We start from the raw sequence: 20,188 nt of genomic DNA on the forward strand, positions 1-20,188 counted from the left end.
TATAGGGTATTATTGTATTATAGTGCTGCTAAAGCTGCTTCGTAATTTGGTTCGTTTGCAATTTCAGCAACTTGTTCCGTATGAGTAATTTTTCCGTTTTCATCTACAACAATAATAGCTCTTGAATGTAAACCTGCTAAAGGTCCGTCAACGATTTCTAAACCATTTGTTTTTCCAAAAGTTCCTTCTTGAAAATCAGATAAATTTACAACATTCTCTAATCCTTCAGCTCCACAAAAACGTTTTTGAGCAAATGGTAAATCTCTTGAGATGCATAAAACAGTTGTGTTTTCTAATCCGCTGGCACTTTCGTTGAATTTTCTAACAGAAGTTGCGCAAGTTCCTGTGTCAACACTTGGAAAAATATTTAAAACTAATTTTTTTCCGGCGAAATTACTTAATGAAGCAACAGATAAGTCGTTTTGTACTAATTTAAAATCAGCAAGTTGTGATCCAACTGTTGGTAACTCACCAGATGTATGAACAGGATTTCCTCCTAATGTTATTGAAGCCATGATAATTTTTTTTAATGAGGTTCAAAAGTAAGGATTAAAATTTGAATCTAAAAGTATTTGTTACGGCTTTAAGTATAGATTAAGACTTGATTTTTATTATGAATAGGTATCTAAGGTTTGGGTATGGATTGTACGCGGATAATAAAGATTTCTGCGGATTTACACAGATTTTTTTTTCTCATTTTTGGCATCCTGAACGAAGTCGAAGGGAAACAAATAGCTCGATAAAGATTGTCGATTATGATTGTGTAGATGGATTAAAATCCATCCTTACAATATAATTCGTCCCTTATGGGACTTTGTTGTTCAATTTTTCATTTTGAGGAATGATAAATCTCCACAAGAAGCTCGACAAAGATTTTCGCTTTTGATTACGGAGTTTCTGATGTAACCTTCGACTTCGCTCAGGATGACAAGATTGTGCTGAAAACAGCAAACTGAGACTTAATACTGAGACTGAACACTGAGACTGAACACTAAAAACTGCGACTAAAAACTGAAAACCAAAAAAAAACGCCTCCTTGGAATGAAAGCGTTTTTTAAGTCATGTTTTTTTATTTTTCTTCTTAGGAAAAGAGGTCGATTATTTATCGATAGAACCTAAAACACGTTTCATAAACGCATTTAAAGCTTCTTTTTTATCTGTGCCCTGAACTACCATTTTGTGTACTTCAAGCGCACCATACATATTTGAAATTAATTCGCCAATTACATCTAATTCTTCATCTTTTAAAGACGGAATTTCAGTCATCGCTTCCAGAACTTCAATCGTTTCAATGATATAATCCTGATCGTTTTCTTCGATAAATTGGGTCAATTGCTTTATTACGGGTAATTTCATAATTAGATTTCTTAGATTTTTAGACATTCTTAGACTTCTTAGACTTTTTTTGAAAATTTAGACAACGTCTATGAAGTCTAAAAATCTAAGTAAGTCTAACCAATCTCATTAAGCAATTGCGTTTACCAAGTCGATTAGAACTTCTTGTTTGTTGGTTTGAGTTTCTCCAACTAATTGTCCGTTTACGAAAGTTGCGAAAGTAGGCAAGTTGCTTACATTGGCTAATTTTCTTGATTCCGGAGAATTTTCTGCATCAACCAAAACAAAAGTGATAGCTTCATTTTCAGTTGCTAATTTTTTGAATTTTGGTTTCATAATACGGCAATTTCCACACCATGAAGCTGAATATTGTACTACTACTTTTTCGTTTTTAGCAACTAAATCTGCTAACGTATCTTCGTTTAAGTCGATTAACATTTGTTTTGTTTTTAAGGTTCAAAGAGGCAAAGGTTCAAAGGGACAAAGTTTTTTTTAAACTTCGTTTATTCTTCGTGCTCTGTAGCTTTGTATGTTTTAGAATAATTTTAAAGTGACAAAGGTTCAAAAGAACAAAGTTTTTAAACTTTGTTATAGAGCAGCAAAAACCTTTGCAACTCTGTACCTATGAACCTTTGTACCTTTTATAAAAAAATTAGTTTGCGCTTAAGTATTCAGCAGTACTAATTCTGTCAGCAGACATAGCTTCTTTTCCAGCTTCCCAGTTTGCTGGACAAACTTCTCCTTTTTCCTGGATGTGAGTATAAGCATCAACCATACGTAAATATTCGTTTACGTTACGGCCTAATGGCATGTCGTTTACGCTTTCGTGGAAGATTTTTCCAGTTTCGTCAATAAGGTAAGTAGCTCTGTAAGTTACGTTAGAACCTTCGATGATAACTGAGTCAGTTTCTTCGCTGTATTCTGTAGAATCGATATCTAAAATTCCTAAGATATTAGATAAGTTACGGTTTGTATCCGCTAAGATTGGGTAAGTTACACCTTCGATTCCACCATTGTTTTTTGGAGTGTTTAACCAGGCAAAGTGTACTTCGTTTGTGTCACATGAAGCTCCGATTACGATAGTATTTCTTTTTTCAAATTCTGGTAATGCAGCTTGAAAGGCGTGTAATTCAGTTGGACATACAAAAGTGAAATCTTTTGGGTACCAAAACAATAATACTTTTTTGTTGTTGTTTACTGCTTCTTCAAAAATGTTGATTTTTAAGTTGTCACCCATTTCTGAGATAGCATCTACTGCAATACTTGGGAATTTTTTTCCTACTAAAGACATATTTTTCGTTTTACGTTAAAAATTTATTTCTGGTGCAAAAGTAGGGTATAAGTAAGGTTACTTACAATAAGTTGTGATTATAAAAATTTATTGATTGATAGTATTTGACTATAGATTCTTTTTGTTGATTTGTAACTTATTGTAAGTCAATATTTACGGGTAGTTTTCCGTTGCAAATTGAATTTTCAATAAATTGAATTCCTGCATTTTTTTGAAACTCATTAAAATCCTGATAAACCTGAATTAATCCAGAAGCCTTTTTAAGATGTGGAATTATTGGCAAAACATACGGATTCCCAAAAACGTAAATAATACATTTTTTAGTTTGCAGCACATCTGAAAGTAATTCTAAAACTTCAGTATTAATTTCGAAATTATTCTGAGGTTTTGCTTTTGGAACAAATAGCGAGATAATAATGGTATCAAAATTTGTTAATTCATTTTTGATGGAGGAAATATCTGAAACTTCTAAATTCTCAAATGCAAATTCCGGAGATTCAAATTTTGAATTTATGGTTTTACAGAAAGTATTCTCAACACCTTTATATAAACTCAGTTTAGCTAACTGATTGTTTTTTTGCGCTTCAAAAGCTAAATCAGTATTGGAGTTGTCAATAATTTTTGTGATTGAATGTTGAGCAATTTCAAGATTTAATGCTGAGGCGCGTTCGAAATTTAATTCACCTGAAGTAAAGTTATTATCAGACAGAATTCCAACTTTTTCTTTGGCTTTCATGATTCGGTTAAAACTTTCTTCGATACGTTCCGGTGAACCATTTTTAAGAATCGCTTCGATTCCTTCGGGAACATTTTCGGCAAAGCATAATATATCGTTTCCGGCATTAAAAGCTTCCCATTCGAGTTCGCCTTTTGTTTCGTATAATTTCGAAACGCTGTGCATGTTTAAGGCATCAGAAATTACCAAACCATCATAACCTAATTTCTCTCGTAAAAGATTTTCGATTATTGGTTTTGATAAAGTAGCCGATGTATTTTTCCCGTCATTTAAACTCGGAACGGCAAGATGTCCAATCATAATTGAATCGACATTATTTTCGATCCCTTTAATAAAAGGATATAATTCGTTTTCCAGTAATTCTTCAAGCGTTTCATTTAAAACCGGTAATCCTAAATGCGAATCAACATTGGTATTTCCGTGTCCGGGAAAGTGTTTCAGGCAGCCTAAAATTCCAACTTCAGACATTCCTTTAAGATATTCAACTGCAAAATCAGCAACTTTTTCTTTGTTTTCACCAAAAGAGCGATATCCAATAACCGGATTATTCGGGTTATTGTTGATATCTGCCAAAGGCGATAAATTATAATGAATTCCGGCAGCTTTAAGATCTAAACCTATTTGTTTGCCAACTTCATAAACCAAATTAGATTTGCTTTCCGGCAATGCACCAAGCGTAATTGCGTATGGATATTGTGGTGTTTTTTCGATACGCATTGCCAAACCCCATTCTGCATCAATACTGATTAGAAGTGGAGTAGAAGCGGCTTTTTGATACCGAACAATCAGATCTTTTATTTTTTGATAACTATCGTCGTTAAAAACAACTTTTTTCTTGCTTTCGTAATTGGTTGCTGCACTGGCACGACTATGAAAAAAAGTCAATCCGCCAATATTGTGTTCCTTGATTAAACGTTCCGTTTCCTGAATATTTTCTTCGGTATCGTTTATGAATACTGCGGGAAAAAAAAATTGTCCCACTTTTTGTTTTAATGCCTGAGCTGTCATTTTCATTATTATAAAGTCTTTTTCATGCAAACACTATTATCCATTTTTTCATAAGGAGGATAATTCGGAATTATCGAATAACCTGATTTTTGATACAAAGCAATTGCTTCAGGTTGTTTTTTTCCTGTTTCCAGAACAGTGTAAGGATATTTTATTTCTGCTGCCCAGAGTTCTAAAGCTTTTAAAACCTGCGATGCAATTCCTTTTTTTCTATGATCGGGATGTACATACATTCGTTTTATTTCGACTGTATGAGTTTCTTTTTCTCTAAAAGCGCCACAACCTACGGCAATATCATTTTCATAAAAAACGATGACATGTTTTATTTTATCAGTCTTATTAAACTGATTATAAAATAGGTGATCGTCTCCGTCCCTGATTTTTAAATCCTGGTCTAATAAAACTACCAGTTTTTGAAAATCGATATCGTCAGAGTCGGTTCTTTTTAAACTAATCATGATAAAAATGCGCTAAAAGTTATTCTTTATTTAAGCTTGCTTTTCTTTTGTTTAGCGAGCTGTGTTTTAGTGTGTAAGGCTTTTTCGAGTCGGTTTTTAAAACGAAAAAGTTTTGGCAAACCTTCCAGTCGGTCTTCGATCGTTATTTCTTCATAAACGATAATGGCTTTTTCTAAAACCCGAATCTCATTGTCGAGATCAAGTTGGTTTTTGTAGATAGTTGCCAATCGGTCATAAGGATGATTTCCTTTAAAACCTTCGGTAATATTTTCTTCGTATAACGCAATTGCTTTCTCAATTTCTCCTGCTTTTTCAAATTCAATTGCTTTCAGGTTTCGTTCAACCTGGATGTTTTCATTGATTTCCATGGGCGTTATATTGTATTGCTATTATTCTGTTTTTTTACCGAAATCTTTTGGGAAAATTAAAAATCTCGAAAGAATCAATCCCGGAATTGTCGCTATAAAAACCCATATAAAAAAGTTTTGATAGCCTAAATATTGTTGTATAAAACCGCTTAACATTCCCGGAAGCATCATTCCCAATGCCATAAAACCAGTTGCAAGAGCATAATGTGATGTTTTTGATTCTCCCTCGGCAACATGAATTAAAAACATCATAAATCCCGTAAAACCAAATCCGTAGCCAAATTGTTCCAGGATTACGGTTATGCAGGTATAAAGATTAAGAGGGGAATTTATTTCGAAAAAATAAAAATTTAGATGAAGATGAAAAAGTTCTTCAGGTTGAAAATGCGCCAATCCTATAAAACCAAGAATAGGCAAGTGCATCGCTAAAAACATAGGAAGCATCCATTTTGTAAGGCCGTGTTTAGAAATAGCAATACCACCTAAAATTCCGCCAATTGTCAATGCCAGAATCCCTAAAGTTCCATAAATGATCCCGACAGATTCAGTTTCCAAAGCCATTCCTCCCAATTCTTTTTTATCCAGTAAAAAAGGACTTAACATTTTAAGCAGCTGAGATTCTCCAAGTCTGAAAACCAAGATAAAAGTCAGGACAAGACCAATTTGCTTTTTCTTAAAAAAGCTTACAAATACAGTTGAAAAATTTTGATGATGGTGTACATTTTTATCATCAATACTATTAATTTCATTTTTTGGGGTAAAAATAAAATTATAAACGGTTATAAAAGTCATTAATAAACCTACGGCAATCATGGTATAGGACCATGCTTTTGTATTGTCTCCGTATTTGTGTTCCAGATAACCGGCAAGAAGCACAATTAATCCGTTTCCGGCAAGTAATGAAAGTCTGTAAAATGTACTTCTGATCCCTAAAAAGAATGATTGCTGATTTTCCGGTAAAACCAATAAATAAAAACCGTCGCTGGCAATATCATTAGAAGCCGAGGCAAAAGCTGCAACCCAGAATATCGCCAGAGTCATGATGAAAAAACCACTTGCGGGAATTGTAAAACCAACGAGTAAAAAGGCGACAGAAATAAGCAATTGCATTGATAAAAACCATTTTCTTTTGGTTCCGTGCAATTCAATAAACGGACTCCAAAGCGGTTTTATAACCCATGGTAAGTATAATAAACTGGTATAAACTCCAATATCTTCATTTGAGATTCCCAGATTTTTGTACATAATGACCGAAACTGAGATAATGACAGCATAAGGCAATCCAGATGCAAAATTAAGAAGCGGAATCCAGAACCAGGGTTTATTATCTGTTTTCATTAGGCTGAGCAGGTAAATAGGTTTTAAATGTCTTTTTTAAGTCGATCGTAGTTGGGGTACTTTCGTTCGCAAAATAATCAATAAATGTCACAGCACAAGCTTTATACTGATTCATTTTTTCTGCCGGAACAGAAAATGTAATTAACCCGTTTGTTTCACAAATGGTAATTTTATCTATAATTTTTGTAGCATCGTTTGTATCAATTTTCGAGATATGTTCTGCGCCGTAAACCACCATATAACGCACTTTTGTGTTTAAAGGAGATTTGATCGTAAACGTATATTTGATACTGTCTTTGGCATATTCGGTCACGTTTGGAATATCAATTACAATACGTCTTAAGTTAGGAACTGCTATTGGAAGCGCAGGATATTTATATTGGCTTTCTTCCAGCAGGCGAACAATATCAAAGTTTTTATTCATGAACCATTTTGCACTAAAATAAGCGCTTCCGCCTACTTTTTTGAAACTTCTGGCAAAATCAATCTGCGTTGGGATTTCACTTGCAAAATTCCAGCTTTTGTCACTGTCACCTCTAATTTTATAAGAAGCGTGACCAATATAAAGCGCTGTATTATTAGAGTTTTCAGACCACCATTTTACTAATTTCGAATAAGAAGCTCTTGGGTTATTCATGCTCCAATACAATTGAGGCATAATATAATCGATCCATTTTTGATCCATCCATAAAACAGGATCTGCATACAAATCATCATAATTTGAAGTCGATTGTGTCTCAGAACCTTTAGGATCAACAGATTTGTTACGCCAAACACCAAAAGGACTAATCCCGAATTGTACCCATGGTTTACTTTCTTTTATAGTTGTCGAAATAGCGTGTACAAAGTTGCTTACATTCGCACGACGCCAATCAGCAAGAGTTAAACCTGAACCATATTTTCTAAAAGATGCCGTATCATTAAAAACTTTTCCCGGAACAGTGTAAGGATAAAAATAGTCATCAAAATGAATCGCGTCGATGTCGTATTTATCAACCACTTCTTTTACAACTTTTGTTAAGTGTTCCTGAACTTCAGGCAACGCAGGATCGTAATAATATTTTCCGCCATATTCGATCATCCATTCCGGATGTTTAAAAAGATCGTGATTTGGGCTTAAAAGATTTTTGTTTAAATCGAAAGTTGCACGATACGGATTCAGCCAGGCATGAAATTCAAAACCTCTTTTATGCGCTTCGTCAATCATCCAGGCCAATGCATCGTAATATGGGTTTGGAGCCTGACCTTCTTTACCTGTTAAAAAACGGGACCAAGGCGCCAGTTCTGATGGATAAAAAGCATCACCAACGCTTCGAACCTGAACAATTACGGCATTATAATTTAGCTTTTTATACGCTTCTAAGATCTCCAGATAATCAGCTTTTTCTTTTTCTACGCCGTCAGTGGCTGTTTTAGGCCAGTCTATATTTACCACGGTTGCAATCCATACCCCTCTAAATTCGTTTTTAGGGTATAAAGTTTTTTCTTGTGCATTAGAAATTAATCCAAAGAAAAATAAAAATAAGATAGAGAAAAGTAATTGCTGATTTTTATGCATTTTAATCTTTTTTAACAGAAACCAAAAATAGTTTTTTTAGCGGACTATAGTAAATAATTAATAAATTATAATTTGAACGGTTTTTATTCAGTTTTAATATAAAGGATTCTTTAATATTTTTTTTAACACGACCCGATCGATAACTAATAGGCAAATCAATTGTACCAATTTCTCCGAATCATTTTTTAAGTGATTTTGTTTCACTCAGATTCTGCAGATTTAATTTCGATTTTTATAAATTATCTGTGCGCATCTGCTTCAATCTTTTTGGATCTGCGTTAAATTCAAATTAAAATAATCGGTGCTAATCTTTTTAATCTGTGGCAAAAAAATCGCGCAAATCATAATAACTTTTTTAATCAGGAAAAGAAATTTTACCCATTGTAACAGACGGAATTCCTTTTTTTGAACCAAAATTATAATCTCCGCCTGCAACAGTTTCATTGGCTAAAACGGCAAATAAAACTGCTTCTTTCGCATCACCAGCAATCCCCAAATCATCGCTTTTTTGAAAATCGCAAGCCAGTAATTCCTTTAACCATCGCACTAACAACGGGTTATTTGCGCCACCGCCGGACATATAAACAGTAAATTCTGCAATTGGTATTCCGGTATTTTTTATTACAAACCCAATCGCTTCAGAAATGGTCTCTGCGCTAAGACGTGTTAAAGTAGCTAACAAATCTGGTGCCGAAATAGTACTTAAACCTGTTTTTAAAAGTGCATTTTGTACAAATTCAAAATTAAATAGTTCCTGACCAATCGTTTTAGGAAAGCTTTTCCGGAAGAAAGGATCCTTTTTTAATTCTGATAAAAGCTCTAGGTTTACGGTGCCGCTTTGAGAAATTTGAGCATCTTTATCATAACTTTTTTCAGGAAAATAATGTTTGGTATAAATGTCTATTAAAGTATTTGCAGTTCCGGTATCCGTTACAAAAACTTCACTGGCGTTTAGCGAAGCAGGCAAATAGGTAAAATTTGCAATTCCGCCCATGTTGAGCATGATTCGGTTTTCGCCTTTTTTGCTAAACAATAAATAATCCCCATAAACGGCCAAAGGAGCACCTTCGCCACCTGCAGCAACGTGTTTTTGTCTGAAATCAGATAAAGTGATAATTCCGGTTTTTACCGCAATATGATCGCCATCGCCAATTTGCAAAGTCGCATTAGGAAATTTTTCCTGCTGATGTAAAAACTTCGGAGCGTGCAAAACTGTTTGCCCGTGCGAAGCAATTAAGTCGACTTCATTTGCGGGAATATTCCATTTTTGCAGACAATCATTCACCATTCCGGAATGCAGAATTGCGATCCATTCATTTAACAAAGCAAGATGCTGAAAATCGATTGTTTTTTTTGCAAACACCTTACGGATTTCGGTTTTAATATCTTCGGTATAATTGATGGTTTCGAACTCCAGAATTTTTACGGCTGTATTTTCGCCTGCGCCAGAAATAGCGCAAAGTGCAATGTCAAGTCCGTCAAGCGAAGTTCCGGACATTAATCCTATTATTTTTCGGGTCTCTTTTTGAGCAATTTCATAGAGAGCACTTATGTTTTTGTTCATTAAAATGATGTTTTAGGAAAGCATTTATTTGATAACGCTAAAATCAGATTTATTTTGATATAAATGTAGCGAAAAGGCACGTCTTTTTGAATATTTTCAAATAATAAGCGCTCAGAATTCATAAATAATACGCTGCAACAATGACCAGATTCCCAAATAAAATTTTTATGTAGAAACGAGTTTACAAATATAGATTGAAAAATAAACCCTAATCTGTCATACTTATAACTTATAGGAGCACTTTAAGATTATTGACGTTTTTAAGTTTACCATTACGATTTCAATACGCAAACGTTATAGTAGAAGGGCATAAATTTTTGCAGCAATTTGATAAAACAAAAAATTGACTTTGCAGATGATGAAATAGTAAAAAATTAATCTTAAAAATAAACTATGAATCCACAACCAATAATTTTCGGAATAGAGGGTAAAGAGATATCCTATTTTACAGATCTTAAATTAAAACAAGTAATTAATTCACATCATCAATTTGAAATTAATATTCCTCATGCCGCTATAGAAAAACCTTTGGCTTATACTTTTGAAAATTCGCAAGAATGGCTTGGTAAAGTAGTACATATTAAATTTAATAATCAAAACAATTTTTTAGGCGTTATTACCAAAATCAGGTTTAAGCAGGAAATGGGTCATTCAGGCAATCAGATTATTGTATCAGGTTATTCTAAAACAATATTGTTAGAATCCGGTAAAAAACTGCATTCATGGGAAGAATCAAACTTGCAGGATATAGTAAAAGAGGTAATAAAAATAGCAGCAGGTGAGCGATTGCAAAACGATATAAACCCGGAATATAAAACTAAGATTGAATATCAAAATCAATATCTTGAAACTGATTTTGAATTTATCAAACGACTTGCAAAGCAGTTTAATGAATGGCTGTATTATGATGGAGAAAAATTAATTTTTGGTAAACCCCAAGTTTTTGATAGTCCTGTAACGTTACTTTATAACAAAGACATTTCACAACTTGATATAGGAATAAGAACAGTTCCTGCAAAATTTAGCGCTTTTACTTATAATGAAAGTGTAGATAAACGATATACAGCTACTTCTAAAGATGAAGTAACTGGTTTGCCAAGACTTGGCAATGCAGCATTTGAAGCCTCACTCGAAGTTTTTTCTACACCTGAATATTCACATGGTGTAGTAAGTACCGGTGATGATGTAGTATTGGAAACCTTCTTAAAAAAGAAACAACAAAGTGCTGCTTCTGAGATACATTATATTACAGCAAGCACCAGAAATTCTAAATTAAAGATAGGAACCATTGTGAGTATACAATCCAGTGTTTTAGAAAACTCTGTTACCACGATTCATGATATAGGTTCTTATATCATTACTCAAATAGATCATCATGCTACCCATTTAGGAACATACGAAAATACCTTTAAGGCAATACCATCAAAAGTACTTAGTTTACCTGAACCGCACATTGATTACCCACGTGCACAAACCCAGCAAGCTGTTGTAGAAAGTAATAGCGATCCTATAAACAAAGGAAGGATCAGAGTGCAGATGTTGTGGCAGCAAAGCACACAAATGAGAACCGGCTGGCTTCGTGTTATGACTCCTGATGCCGGAAGCAGCGACAGCGTAAGCAATAACAGGGGCATGGTATTTATTCCGGAAGTGGGCGATCAGGTCATGGTAGGTTTTAGATACGGAGATCCTAACAGGCCTTTTGTTATGGGAAGTGTTTTTCACGGAAAAAGCGGCGGAGGCGGCGGAGAAAAAAACAGCGGTAAATCATTAAAATCAAAAACAGGTAATAATATTACCCTGAATGATGCAATGGGCAAAGGTGCTGTGTTGATTAATGATGCTATAGGAAACTCACTTACGTTCGATGGTGCAGGAAATACCGTAGCCCAGGCAGGAGACAGTAATGTTGTAAATGTGGGAGAAGGTGCAGAAAGTCATTTTAAGATGGATAAAAATGGCACCATAATTTTAAAAGGCGATAAAAGCTTTAAAGTAACTGTTGGTGAAAGTTCTCTTGAATTACTGGCAAATGGCAATATCAGGATAAACGGCAAAAATTTCAATTTTATAGCAGATACCGCTGTAGCCATATCGTCTCCAAAAAATCATATAGACGGAGAAACAAAATTTGAAGGAGGAGATGTATTTATAAATTAGAAACTCATGAACAAATTACTACAAGAAGCAATACGTTTTAGAATTCCGTTTACAGAAAATTATACGCTGACCAGTGAAACCAATATTAAATCAGGCTATTTTAATATGCAAACGACAACCACAACAAGATGGGCGTTAAGGGTAATTGCAATTGCCGAAAATGGTGATGCCGAGATCGAATTGCTGACACTGGAACAGCTTATGGTAGATACTAATAATGAAAACCTGCACGATATTATAAAGCTAAATCAGGTTTTTAGCAGGATGTACAGCGAATTGCATCTTATTATAAATATACAAGGAGCAGTTGTTAAGATAATAAATCTCGAACATATCAAAAACAAATGGGAGGAAACCAAAGCGCAACTGCTCAAAATACAACAGCAGGATCCCGTTCTTGTGCAGGTAATGACAATAAATGATGAAGTTTTTGCCAGTGCCGCTAAAATAAAAATTGCGATAGAAAACAACGAGTTTTTCAAGCATTATTTTGCCAAAATCTACGGTAATAAACTGTTTTTTACAAGAGCAACTATTTCGCAAAAAAACGTGTTGCAAACAGCAGATACAGAGTGGTTTTTTAAATTTAACCGCCATCCAAAATTTGATATTCCGTATTTAGAAAATATTATAATAAAATATAACGGAGAAGCCGTCACGCATCAAACAGACTGGAAAAGAAAAGCCTACGGGCACTTGCCGGATATAGACATAAGGAAATTAGATCCTATTGCAACAGAAGAAGGGAGTTATCGATTGAATTTTAAAACCGGTAAACTGCAGCTTGCTATAACAAAACTTACAGAAATTACCTTGCCGGGGATTATAGAAGCCTCTATAAAATATAGAATAGAAAGCGATGCTTATAAAAGCAACGAGAACAATATTCAAAATCAAAGTTATAGCGATATACCTTATCGAATACTAGATTAATGAACCGCTATGTATTATAAAATAGAACTAAAAAACAGCAGTATAACTTTAGGGCTGTTGCAGGATAAACAAGAAAAAGCACAACTTTTTTTGTTTCAATGGTATTATCAAAAATACGGCACACGAACTATAACCCATAAACTAACAATAGGTATACAGTATGTAAATAAACGAGCTAAAATACTCACACACCGGCACAAAACCATAAAAGAACTTATAAGCTGATGGTAAACAAGATAATTACCGAAAAAGACTTCTGGACGTGTACAGGAGGTAATGTACCTGCTCCACTACAGTCAGTACAGCAATCAACCAAAACCAAAGATGGCAAAAATTACATCACAATAGTAGATACCGCCACAAGCAGTTACATAGATTTTGGCTGTAATAAACTCATGCTAATTATGGCAATTGTCGCCGCTGTTATAGCAGTAGCAGTTGTAGCTACTGGCGGTGCGGCACTAATTGCTGTTGGAGCCATTGCGGGTGCGGCGGGTGCTGCAGCAGGTGCCGTTGTAGGCGGATTAATTTGCGGACAAATTGCTAAAATGGCGCGGGTATGGCTGGGCAGTAAAGACAATATGATTGTACAAGGCAAACCTGCCATAACAAGTGGTAATGAAATGAAATGTATGCTTTTTGGCGATAAAATATCACACGCGCCAGATATTAAAAACTGGTGGCAGGCGATTTCTCTTGCCGGGGCAAATTATGTAGGTGGTATTCTCGAAGGCATGATGGCAGGGGCAGCAGTAGGTATGGGCGGAGCATTTATAAGCGGGGGAAGGGCTGCATTTGTAGAAGGCGGAACCCCGGCTTTGAGCCGTGCAGCACTGGAGCTTTTAAAAAACATGCCTAAAAACTTTGGTGTAAATGCAGTCGAAAGTTTTGGTAAATTTGGACTTACCCTGCGTGGTGTTATGGGGGCTCAAAATACTGCTGCTACTTATGGCACCACAGGAACAGCCACTGTAGGCGATTTTGCAGCAGGAACAGTGGCGATGGAAACCGGAGCCTACGATTCTTTTAATAATATAAAAGAAGGCAAAGGAACCTGGCAGGACTTTGTGGGTATGGCAATGATGGTTGCTCCTGTAGGAAAAGGCAAGAGGGATTTAGAAAGTGAAATTTCTAAGAAAGCCGATGATGCCGAGGGTAAAAAAGCCGAAGATGAAGCTACTAAAAAAGCCTTTAATCAGGAAGTTGATGCACCAAAAGAAGTAGCAGAATTTGAAGCGTTTGAAGGTGAACCATTAATTCAATCTGATCTGATACCAGAGGGTACAAGAAGAAATTCAGCAGGTAGATTAATTGATTCAAAAACCGGGAAATTTGTAGACGAACCTAACAGTCTTTCTAACACTAAAAAAATAGCATATAAAAGAAATATGTCTGAAAGGAAAAAAGCACTTTTAAGAGACGCTAATGATCCTAATAGCGGTTTAAGTGATGATGCAAGAAAATATATTAAAGATAACAATGGGAATAAGGTGCCTGATAAAAAATACAATAAGGATTATAAAGGAAGTGATGATTATGCTGTACATCACGAAGAACCTTTATATACAGAAAAATCATTAGAAGGAAAAAAAACACTTGATAAATCTGACAAAATGAAAACCATACCGAAACAAGATCACATAGATACACATAGTTATTGTGGAAATACTTATCATAAGTTCGGACCACATCAAAATCATAAATAATGAATACAACACAATCCCTTCAAAGAGAATATGATGCTCTTAAAAAATTAGACGCTGTTACTCAAATAGAGCCTACTTATGAATATACAAAAAAACTACTTTCAAGTAATGATAATGAAATAATAGATTTTCATTATAACTTGCTAAAATATAAGGATATAATAAATTTATATAATCGTATTAGGGCGTCTTTTAGTAAGCGCCCTAAAGAATTTATCGAACCTTTTTTACTTAATAAATTAGAGACAGAAAAAGATTTACCATTAAAAGCTGATATTATTCAATTATTAGGAGATATAGGATCTTTATACATTCTGCCTTATGCGAAATTGCATATAAAATCAGAGATTAGAGATATTCGTTATCGTTGCATAATTGTAATTGGCTGGGTTGGGAGTAAAGAAGATTTAGAAGTTCTAAATGAAAGCTTAGTTAACGAACCTGATGATGAATTAAGGGGATATGCAGCAACGGCTATGAGACAGATATGGTTCAAAAAGAAAGCAACAAGTGAAGATATATTACCTTATCTATATTCAGCCGTAACCAAAGAAGAATCAGAAGAAACGTTGAGTATGATAATAATCGTTATTCAGGATTTATTAAGAATTAAATTCGGTTTAAAAGAAGATATTAATGAAGGAATTATAAAAGGAGATGTATTTAAAGCAAAAGCCAAAATAATAAAAAATATAAGTAAAATATGAATCTATTTTTTCACGATTATATAACAGAAGAAGGTTTTAACTCAAATGAACCTGTGGATACAGATTTAGATACAGCTCTAGATATATTTTATGAATTAAACGATGAAGAAAATAATTTTTTTGGGCTTATAGATGATTCCGAAAAATGCATCCAATTTATGTTTATAAGTGAAGATAATTGGCTTGTTGATATTCCAATTCCACCAGATTTTAATAATAATATACAAAAATATGCTACATATGAAGAATGCGTAGCACTTATAAAAAAAACATATTCTGATAATAAAGTTACATCATTTCTAGATAAACCTTTTATGAAGGAAGAACCAAAACCACATAAAAATGAAGGAAGGTGGTCTGTTTTTGATTAGTGTAAAAGTATTATCTGTTTTGTCTTAATTATTTAGTTTCATAAATTATGGGTTTAGAAAATTTTATAAAAAAAATTAGTGCAAGACTGGATGTAATAGAAAGATTGAATATTAAAAAAAATAAAATGAGTATAACAGAAAAAAAGAAACAAGAAGCTGAAGCGGAATTAAAAGAATGGTTGCAAAAACCTGACAGAGAACAAGAAGATTACTATAGAAATATCAAAAAAATTGAAGAAGAATTGACTTTGGAGAAGATTAGAAAATCGATCCGTTTACCTTTCAAATATTTGGATAACTGGTATAGTAATAATTTTGTTTATGAATTATTAACTAATGACTCGACAGATTATAAAACCTTAGCAGTAGCTAATGAATATTACAATATTATAATAGCTGATAAACTTGCAGATCAATATATGAATCAAAATCCTCCAAGTTTAGCTTTTGATAAATTTGGGTATTGGTTAGCGAATTGTTTATCCCAAAAAAGATATACAGAAAGTGAAACTTTGCTTAAAATTATTAATAAGGGATTGAATACTAATTTTATAAATGGTGGAGTAAATTTTAAACCTGCAACTTGGTTTATTATCGAAATTGCAAATAAAGGGTATAATAATACAATTGATTATTCTCAGTACAATTATCCGGAAAACATGGGAGTTTATCAGGAAGCATTGAAAAACTGGAATACAAATGATCTAAATTTATTAGACAATATTGTCTCTAAATTATGTGATTATCATTTGAGTCAGGCTTCTTATGGTGATGATGAAAATAGTATCGAAATACAATTTGGACAAGATAATTGGTTTGTTTATGCATTCGAAATATTGACATGGTTAAGTATTCGTGAAATGGTAGGTCTACAGAATCCGGAAAAATTTAGCCATCCGTTGATGGATTTAGAATTAAATAAATTAACAAATGAATCTGATTCTTTCCCAAAAAATGAGTTAAGTGAATTATTCGAAAAGGTTATGGTAAGATTGGATTCTTAATCCGATCCTTGAAATATTTTCAGTTAATATCTTTTAAGTTTCTTTGATTTGTTGTCTCTACAAAGTCAGATTATTGCGCAGAACACAATTGAAGAGGGAAACAAGTTTTTTAAATAAATTAATCTTTTTTAAGCCGTCTGATGAGTTTTAATTTGTTTGTGATTTATTTGATCACCTTTTTTTTGAAATCAGGTATAAATACTTGTTTGTCAGTTTTTAATAATTAATATTTTTGATTGTGATCATTTTGATATGGTAATTATTAAAAAATTGAGATATGGACAGAATAATTGAAAGTTTTGTAGAAGATTTTAAAAATGAATTTAGTTTTAACGAAAAAGATAAATCTAAACTATTTGAACATTTTGTAAATTATGCGATAATATCAAAAATTTACCCTGATAGATCCTCTATAGATAAAATAAATGTAGGGGGAACAAGAAATCCAGGTATAGATGGTTTAGCTATAATGACTAATAATCATTTAGTCTCTACAGAAGAAGAAATAGATTACTTTATACAAGACGCCGAGATATTGGATGTCGAGTTTAATTTTATACAATCAAAAACATCTGAATCTTTCGATTTGGGAAGCATTAATACTTTTATAGCATCCGTTAAGGAATTTTTTCGTGATGGTGATTTGAATTTTGAAGATGAGTTACTAAATCTAAGGGATTTAAAAAACTACATATATAAAAATAGTATAAAAATGGATAAAAGTCCAGTTTTAAAATTGTATTATGCAACGACGGGAAAGTGGTTAAATGATAGAAATTTATTAACAATAATAGAATCGGGTTTAAAAGATTTGAATTTGACTGACTTATTTTGTGAAGTCAAATTTATTCCAATTGATGCTGATAAACTAAAATCATTATATAGAGAAATTAAAAATAAAATTACTAAAGAAATAATTTTTGAAAAACACACTATTTTACCAAAAATTGAAAAAGTTACTGAGTCATATTTAGGAATATTGCCCTGTTCGGAGTTAATAAAAATTGCAAGCGATGATGATGGTGAAATTATTAAAACCATATTTTATGATAATGTAAGGGATTTTCAAGGTTATAATAAAGTAAATTCAGGAATAAAGAAATCAATTAGAGAAAAAATATATAACGATAAATTTGTATTACTAAATAATGGTGTTACTATTGTTGCAAAAAACCTTAATAAAGTTGGGAGTGCTTTTAAATTAAGTGAATTTCAAATTGTAAATGGCTGTCAGACTTCTCATGTATTACACAACTTAAAAAATGAAGTTGACAACAATGTATTTATACCGTTGAAATTAATTGTGACAGATGACGAAGATACCATTAATGATATCATTAGAGCTACAAATAGTCAGACCGAAGTAAAATATGAAGCGTTTGAAATATTAAAACCTTTTCATAAAAAACTAGAAGAATTTTATTTGAGTTTTGAAAAAGAAGATAATAAAAGATTATATTATGAAAGAAGATCTAGACAATTTTTTGGTATAAAAACTAAAAGTGAAAAAATCATAGGATTATCATCACAAATTTCTTCTTTTATCGCAATGTTTTTAAACGAACCACAAAGTACACATAGGTATTTTGGAGAACTATTAAATGCTTATAATAGCAGATTGTTTCAAGAAAACCATTCGTTTTATCCATATTACACAAGTGGTTTAGCTTTAAATGTAATTGAAGAATTCTACAGAGAAAATTTATTAAATTCAAAATATAAAAGATTTAAATATCATCTTCTTTTGATGTTTAGAATTAAAATTGCTGGTGAAAAAGTACCAATCAATGTATTAGGAAATAAAGAAATTGAAAGATATTGCGGCAAAATTTTGGATGTTCTCTGGAATAGGGAAGCGTCACTTGAAATCTTTAAAAATTTAGAAGCTAAATTGATTGATGTTTTATCAAAGACTAATATTTTAAGTAGGCAGGCACATTCGATAAGAGCATTTACAGAAGAATTAATGCCAACTATTACTTCAAGTATTAAAAAAAACGGAAAAATAACATATTATAATTCCTTTAAGGGGTTTGGTTTTGTCAGAATAAACGACACAACAGATGATGCTTTTATTCATTATACTGAAATGCAAAAAATTTATTCTGGCGAAATAGTGCCGGGATTAGATCTAACATTTGAAATTTTTGGAACAAATAAAGGATTACAAGCTAAAAATATTGAATTAAAATTATAACACCAATATTACGAATCTTTTGATTTTTACCAGCTCTTCGAAGTCTTCTAAAAACCAAAAATATTTTTAAAAGTTGTGCGATGTGCGAAGTCCGATAGCAGTCAGAGACTTCGCAGAGCGTGTAATAATTTACGACTTTTACTTTTTTATAGTAATTTTAGACCAATTATCTTCACTAAACAATCAACATCTTAAATAGATTTTATAATTTTAGATTTAGAATACGATACCATGGAATTTTACCCATCTAAAAATGAGAGAAACTTGACGCGACTTTTTCTGAATAGAAGAATTGCCATAACTAGGTTAAATAAATTAGGTATTTCCTGTCCATATATTTCCGATGAATTTACTTATGAACAGCTTTATTTACATAAAGTTGAGCAAGACTTTAATTTAAATGAAGTAACATTTTTAAAAGAAGGAATTGTTTGCATTTTTGATCTTATAGTCAAAGTAGGGAATGAGAAAGATTTAACAGAAAAGGAAGTTGAAAATCAAATAAGGATAAAGGAAAAAGACAGAATAGAATCATATAGAAAATTGGATGGTTTTTCAGAAAAAGACGAAAAAGAATGGATTTCTAAAAATGTCAATAGAAAATTAGAAGAGGATGCAGGTTCTAAAATAACTACATTGTCCACTTTAAAAAAAGAGTTAGCACAATTTAAAATAAATCTTGGTCGATTTAATGTTGATGTTTCAATTGATGGTGGAAAAATTCATTTTTTAAAACTAGGTGAAGTACAATATAAAAACCTTGAAGCAGAAACAATAACAGAAAATCCAAATCCAGAAATATTTGTAGATTTAGATGCGTATATTATTTTCCGAAAACTTCACTTTATTTTTAAAGTCAGCAAATCTAAATTGGCTGATTATAGTTTCATATATAGGAGAATGTCTTTAGATCAATTAATACATGAGAGTTGTAAGCCTGAAATATTTAGAAAATGGATTAATGCAGAGCCTTACATAGCAGATGCAGAACCTACATTAAAAACTTATGATAACTGTAAGACAGATATAAAAGAAAATATTTATAATTTAATAGCCAAAGGTCAATACTAGTGTATAGTTTTATATACGCCATTATCGTTTAAAATTGTTTATTGTCATTTATAGTTAATATAAAATTGCATTGTAGTTTTGAAATATGAAAAAGCACTTTTAAAAATGCTTTTTATAAATTTCAAAACCTAATTTTTAAGACGGTTAAAATTTTAACCAGTTGAAAGTGAAGTAGCATTGACCTCATTAATCATATCGCTATACGAACCAAAATTAGAAGTTTTAAATAACCCTGAAAGCGATCATTACCGTAAGTAGGGGTATTTTTGATTTTAATATATATGAATAAATTATATAAAAGTTTAAATTATAAGTACACACGTATATCACTCCCTACTTTTTTTGCTAATGCTTGATATGCTTGTCTTGTCCTAAAATAGGTT

18 protein-coding genes are annotated in these 20,188 nt (G+C 32.5%); 8 read left to right on the forward strand and 10 right to left on the reverse strand.

Annotated features, from left to right (window positions below; genetic code table 11):
- Positions 1-17: 17 nt before the first annotated feature.
- From tpx to BXU01_RS23060, 10 genes are all read right to left on the reverse strand, one after another.
- The gene (gene tpx, locus BXU01_RS23015) at positions 18-515 is read right to left on the reverse strand and encodes a thiol peroxidase (protein WP_083696089.1); all 498 of its coding nucleotides are present in this window, start codon (positions 513-515) and stop codon (positions 18-20) included.
- A 583-nt stretch (positions 516-1,098) separates the two neighbouring features.
- A complete protein-coding gene (locus BXU01_RS23020; protein ID WP_017495510.1) occupies positions 1,099-1,356 on the reverse strand; it encodes a hypothetical protein in 258 nt (85 codons plus the stop codon).
- Positions 1,357-1,464: 108 nt separating this feature from the next.
- Positions 1,465-1,773 carry a co-chaperone YbbN gene (locus BXU01_RS23025; RefSeq protein WP_007805605.1) on the reverse strand — a complete coding sequence of 103 codons (309 nt, stop codon included), beginning with the start codon at positions 1,771-1,773 and terminating at the stop codon, positions 1,465-1,467.
- A gap of 214 nt (positions 1,774-1,987) precedes the next feature.
- Positions 1,988-2,626, reverse strand: a complete 639-nt coding sequence (locus BXU01_RS23030; RefSeq protein WP_065450690.1) for a peroxiredoxin — start codon at positions 2,624-2,626, stop codon at positions 1,988-1,990.
- 136 nt (positions 2,627-2,762) lie between these two features.
- Positions 2,763-4,376, reverse strand: coding sequence for a glycoside hydrolase family 3 protein (locus BXU01_RS23035; RefSeq protein WP_083696091.1), 1,614 nt, complete (start codon positions 4,374-4,376; stop codon positions 2,763-2,765).
- 2 nt (positions 4,377-4,378) lie between these two features.
- Positions 4,379-4,828, reverse strand: a complete 450-nt coding sequence (locus BXU01_RS23040; RefSeq protein WP_083696094.1) for a GNAT family N-acetyltransferase — start codon at positions 4,826-4,828, stop codon at positions 4,379-4,381.
- Between the two features lie 26 nt (positions 4,829-4,854).
- Positions 4,855-5,196, reverse strand: a complete 342-nt coding sequence (locus tag BXU01_RS23045; protein WP_056249386.1) for a hypothetical protein — start codon at positions 5,194-5,196, stop codon at positions 4,855-4,857.
- A gap of 21 nt (positions 5,197-5,217) precedes the next feature.
- Positions 5,218-6,534 carry an MFS transporter gene (locus BXU01_RS23050; RefSeq protein WP_083696097.1) on the reverse strand — a complete coding sequence of 439 codons (1,317 nt, stop codon included), beginning with the start codon at positions 6,532-6,534 and terminating at the stop codon, positions 5,218-5,220.
- A complete protein-coding gene (locus tag BXU01_RS23055) occupies positions 6,521-8,092 on the reverse strand; it encodes a glycoside hydrolase family 10 protein (RefSeq protein ID WP_083696099.1) in 1,572 nt (523 codons plus the stop codon). The genes BXU01_RS23050 and BXU01_RS23055 overlap by 14 nt, the downstream gene beginning before the upstream one ends.
- 355 nt (positions 8,093-8,447) lie before the next feature.
- On the reverse strand, positions 8,448-9,656 hold the full coding sequence (locus tag BXU01_RS23060; RefSeq protein ID WP_083696101.1) for an anhydro-N-acetylmuramic acid kinase: 1,209 nt from the start codon (positions 9,654-9,656) through the stop codon (positions 8,448-8,450).
- 393 nt (positions 9,657-10,049) lie between these two features.
- Between BXU01_RS23060 and BXU01_RS23065 the strand changes: the two genes are divergently transcribed.
- The 8 genes from BXU01_RS23065 (at position 10,050) to BXU01_RS23105 (ending at position 19,805) form a co-directional block, all read left to right on the forward strand.
- A complete protein-coding gene (locus BXU01_RS23065) occupies positions 10,050-11,816 on the forward strand; it encodes a type VI secretion system Vgr family protein (protein ID WP_083696103.1) in 1,767 nt (588 codons plus the stop codon).
- Between the two features lie 6 nt (positions 11,817-11,822).
- Positions 11,823-12,749 (forward strand): hypothetical protein, encoded by a 927-nt coding sequence (locus BXU01_RS23070; RefSeq protein WP_083696106.1) that lies wholly within the window; start codon positions 11,823-11,825, stop codon positions 12,747-12,749.
- Positions 12,750-12,973: 224 nt separating this feature from the next.
- A complete protein-coding gene (locus BXU01_RS23080) occupies positions 12,974-14,455 on the forward strand; it encodes a hypothetical protein (protein ID WP_083696110.1) in 1,482 nt (493 codons plus the stop codon).
- A complete protein-coding gene (locus BXU01_RS23085; RefSeq protein ID WP_083696112.1) occupies positions 14,455-15,162 on the forward strand; it encodes a HEAT repeat domain-containing protein in 708 nt (235 codons plus the stop codon). The genes BXU01_RS23080 and BXU01_RS23085 overlap by 1 nt, the downstream gene beginning before the upstream one ends.
- On the forward strand, positions 15,159-15,533 hold the full coding sequence (locus BXU01_RS23090; RefSeq protein WP_083696115.1) for a hypothetical protein: 375 nt from the start codon (positions 15,159-15,161) through the stop codon (positions 15,531-15,533). The genes BXU01_RS23085 and BXU01_RS23090 overlap by 4 nt, the downstream gene beginning before the upstream one ends.
- A gap of 125 nt (positions 15,534-15,658) precedes the next feature.
- Positions 15,659-16,537, forward strand: a complete 879-nt coding sequence (locus BXU01_RS23095; protein WP_123774169.1) for a hypothetical protein — start codon at positions 15,659-15,661, stop codon at positions 16,535-16,537.
- A gap of 277 nt (positions 16,538-16,814) precedes the next feature.
- On the forward strand, positions 16,815-18,734 hold the full coding sequence (locus BXU01_RS23100) for an AIPR family protein (protein ID WP_083696119.1): 1,920 nt from the start codon (positions 16,815-16,817) through the stop codon (positions 18,732-18,734).
- Between the two features lie 231 nt (positions 18,735-18,965).
- Positions 18,966-19,805 (forward strand): hypothetical protein, encoded by an 840-nt coding sequence (locus BXU01_RS23105; RefSeq protein WP_083696122.1) that lies wholly within the window; start codon positions 18,966-18,968, stop codon positions 19,803-19,805.
- Positions 19,806-20,188 lie beyond the last annotated feature (383 nt).

This window comes from [Flexibacter] sp. ATCC 35103 (assembly GCF_001975985.1).
Lineage (GTDB): Bacteria > Bacteroidota > Bacteroidia > Flavobacteriales > Flavobacteriaceae > Flavobacterium.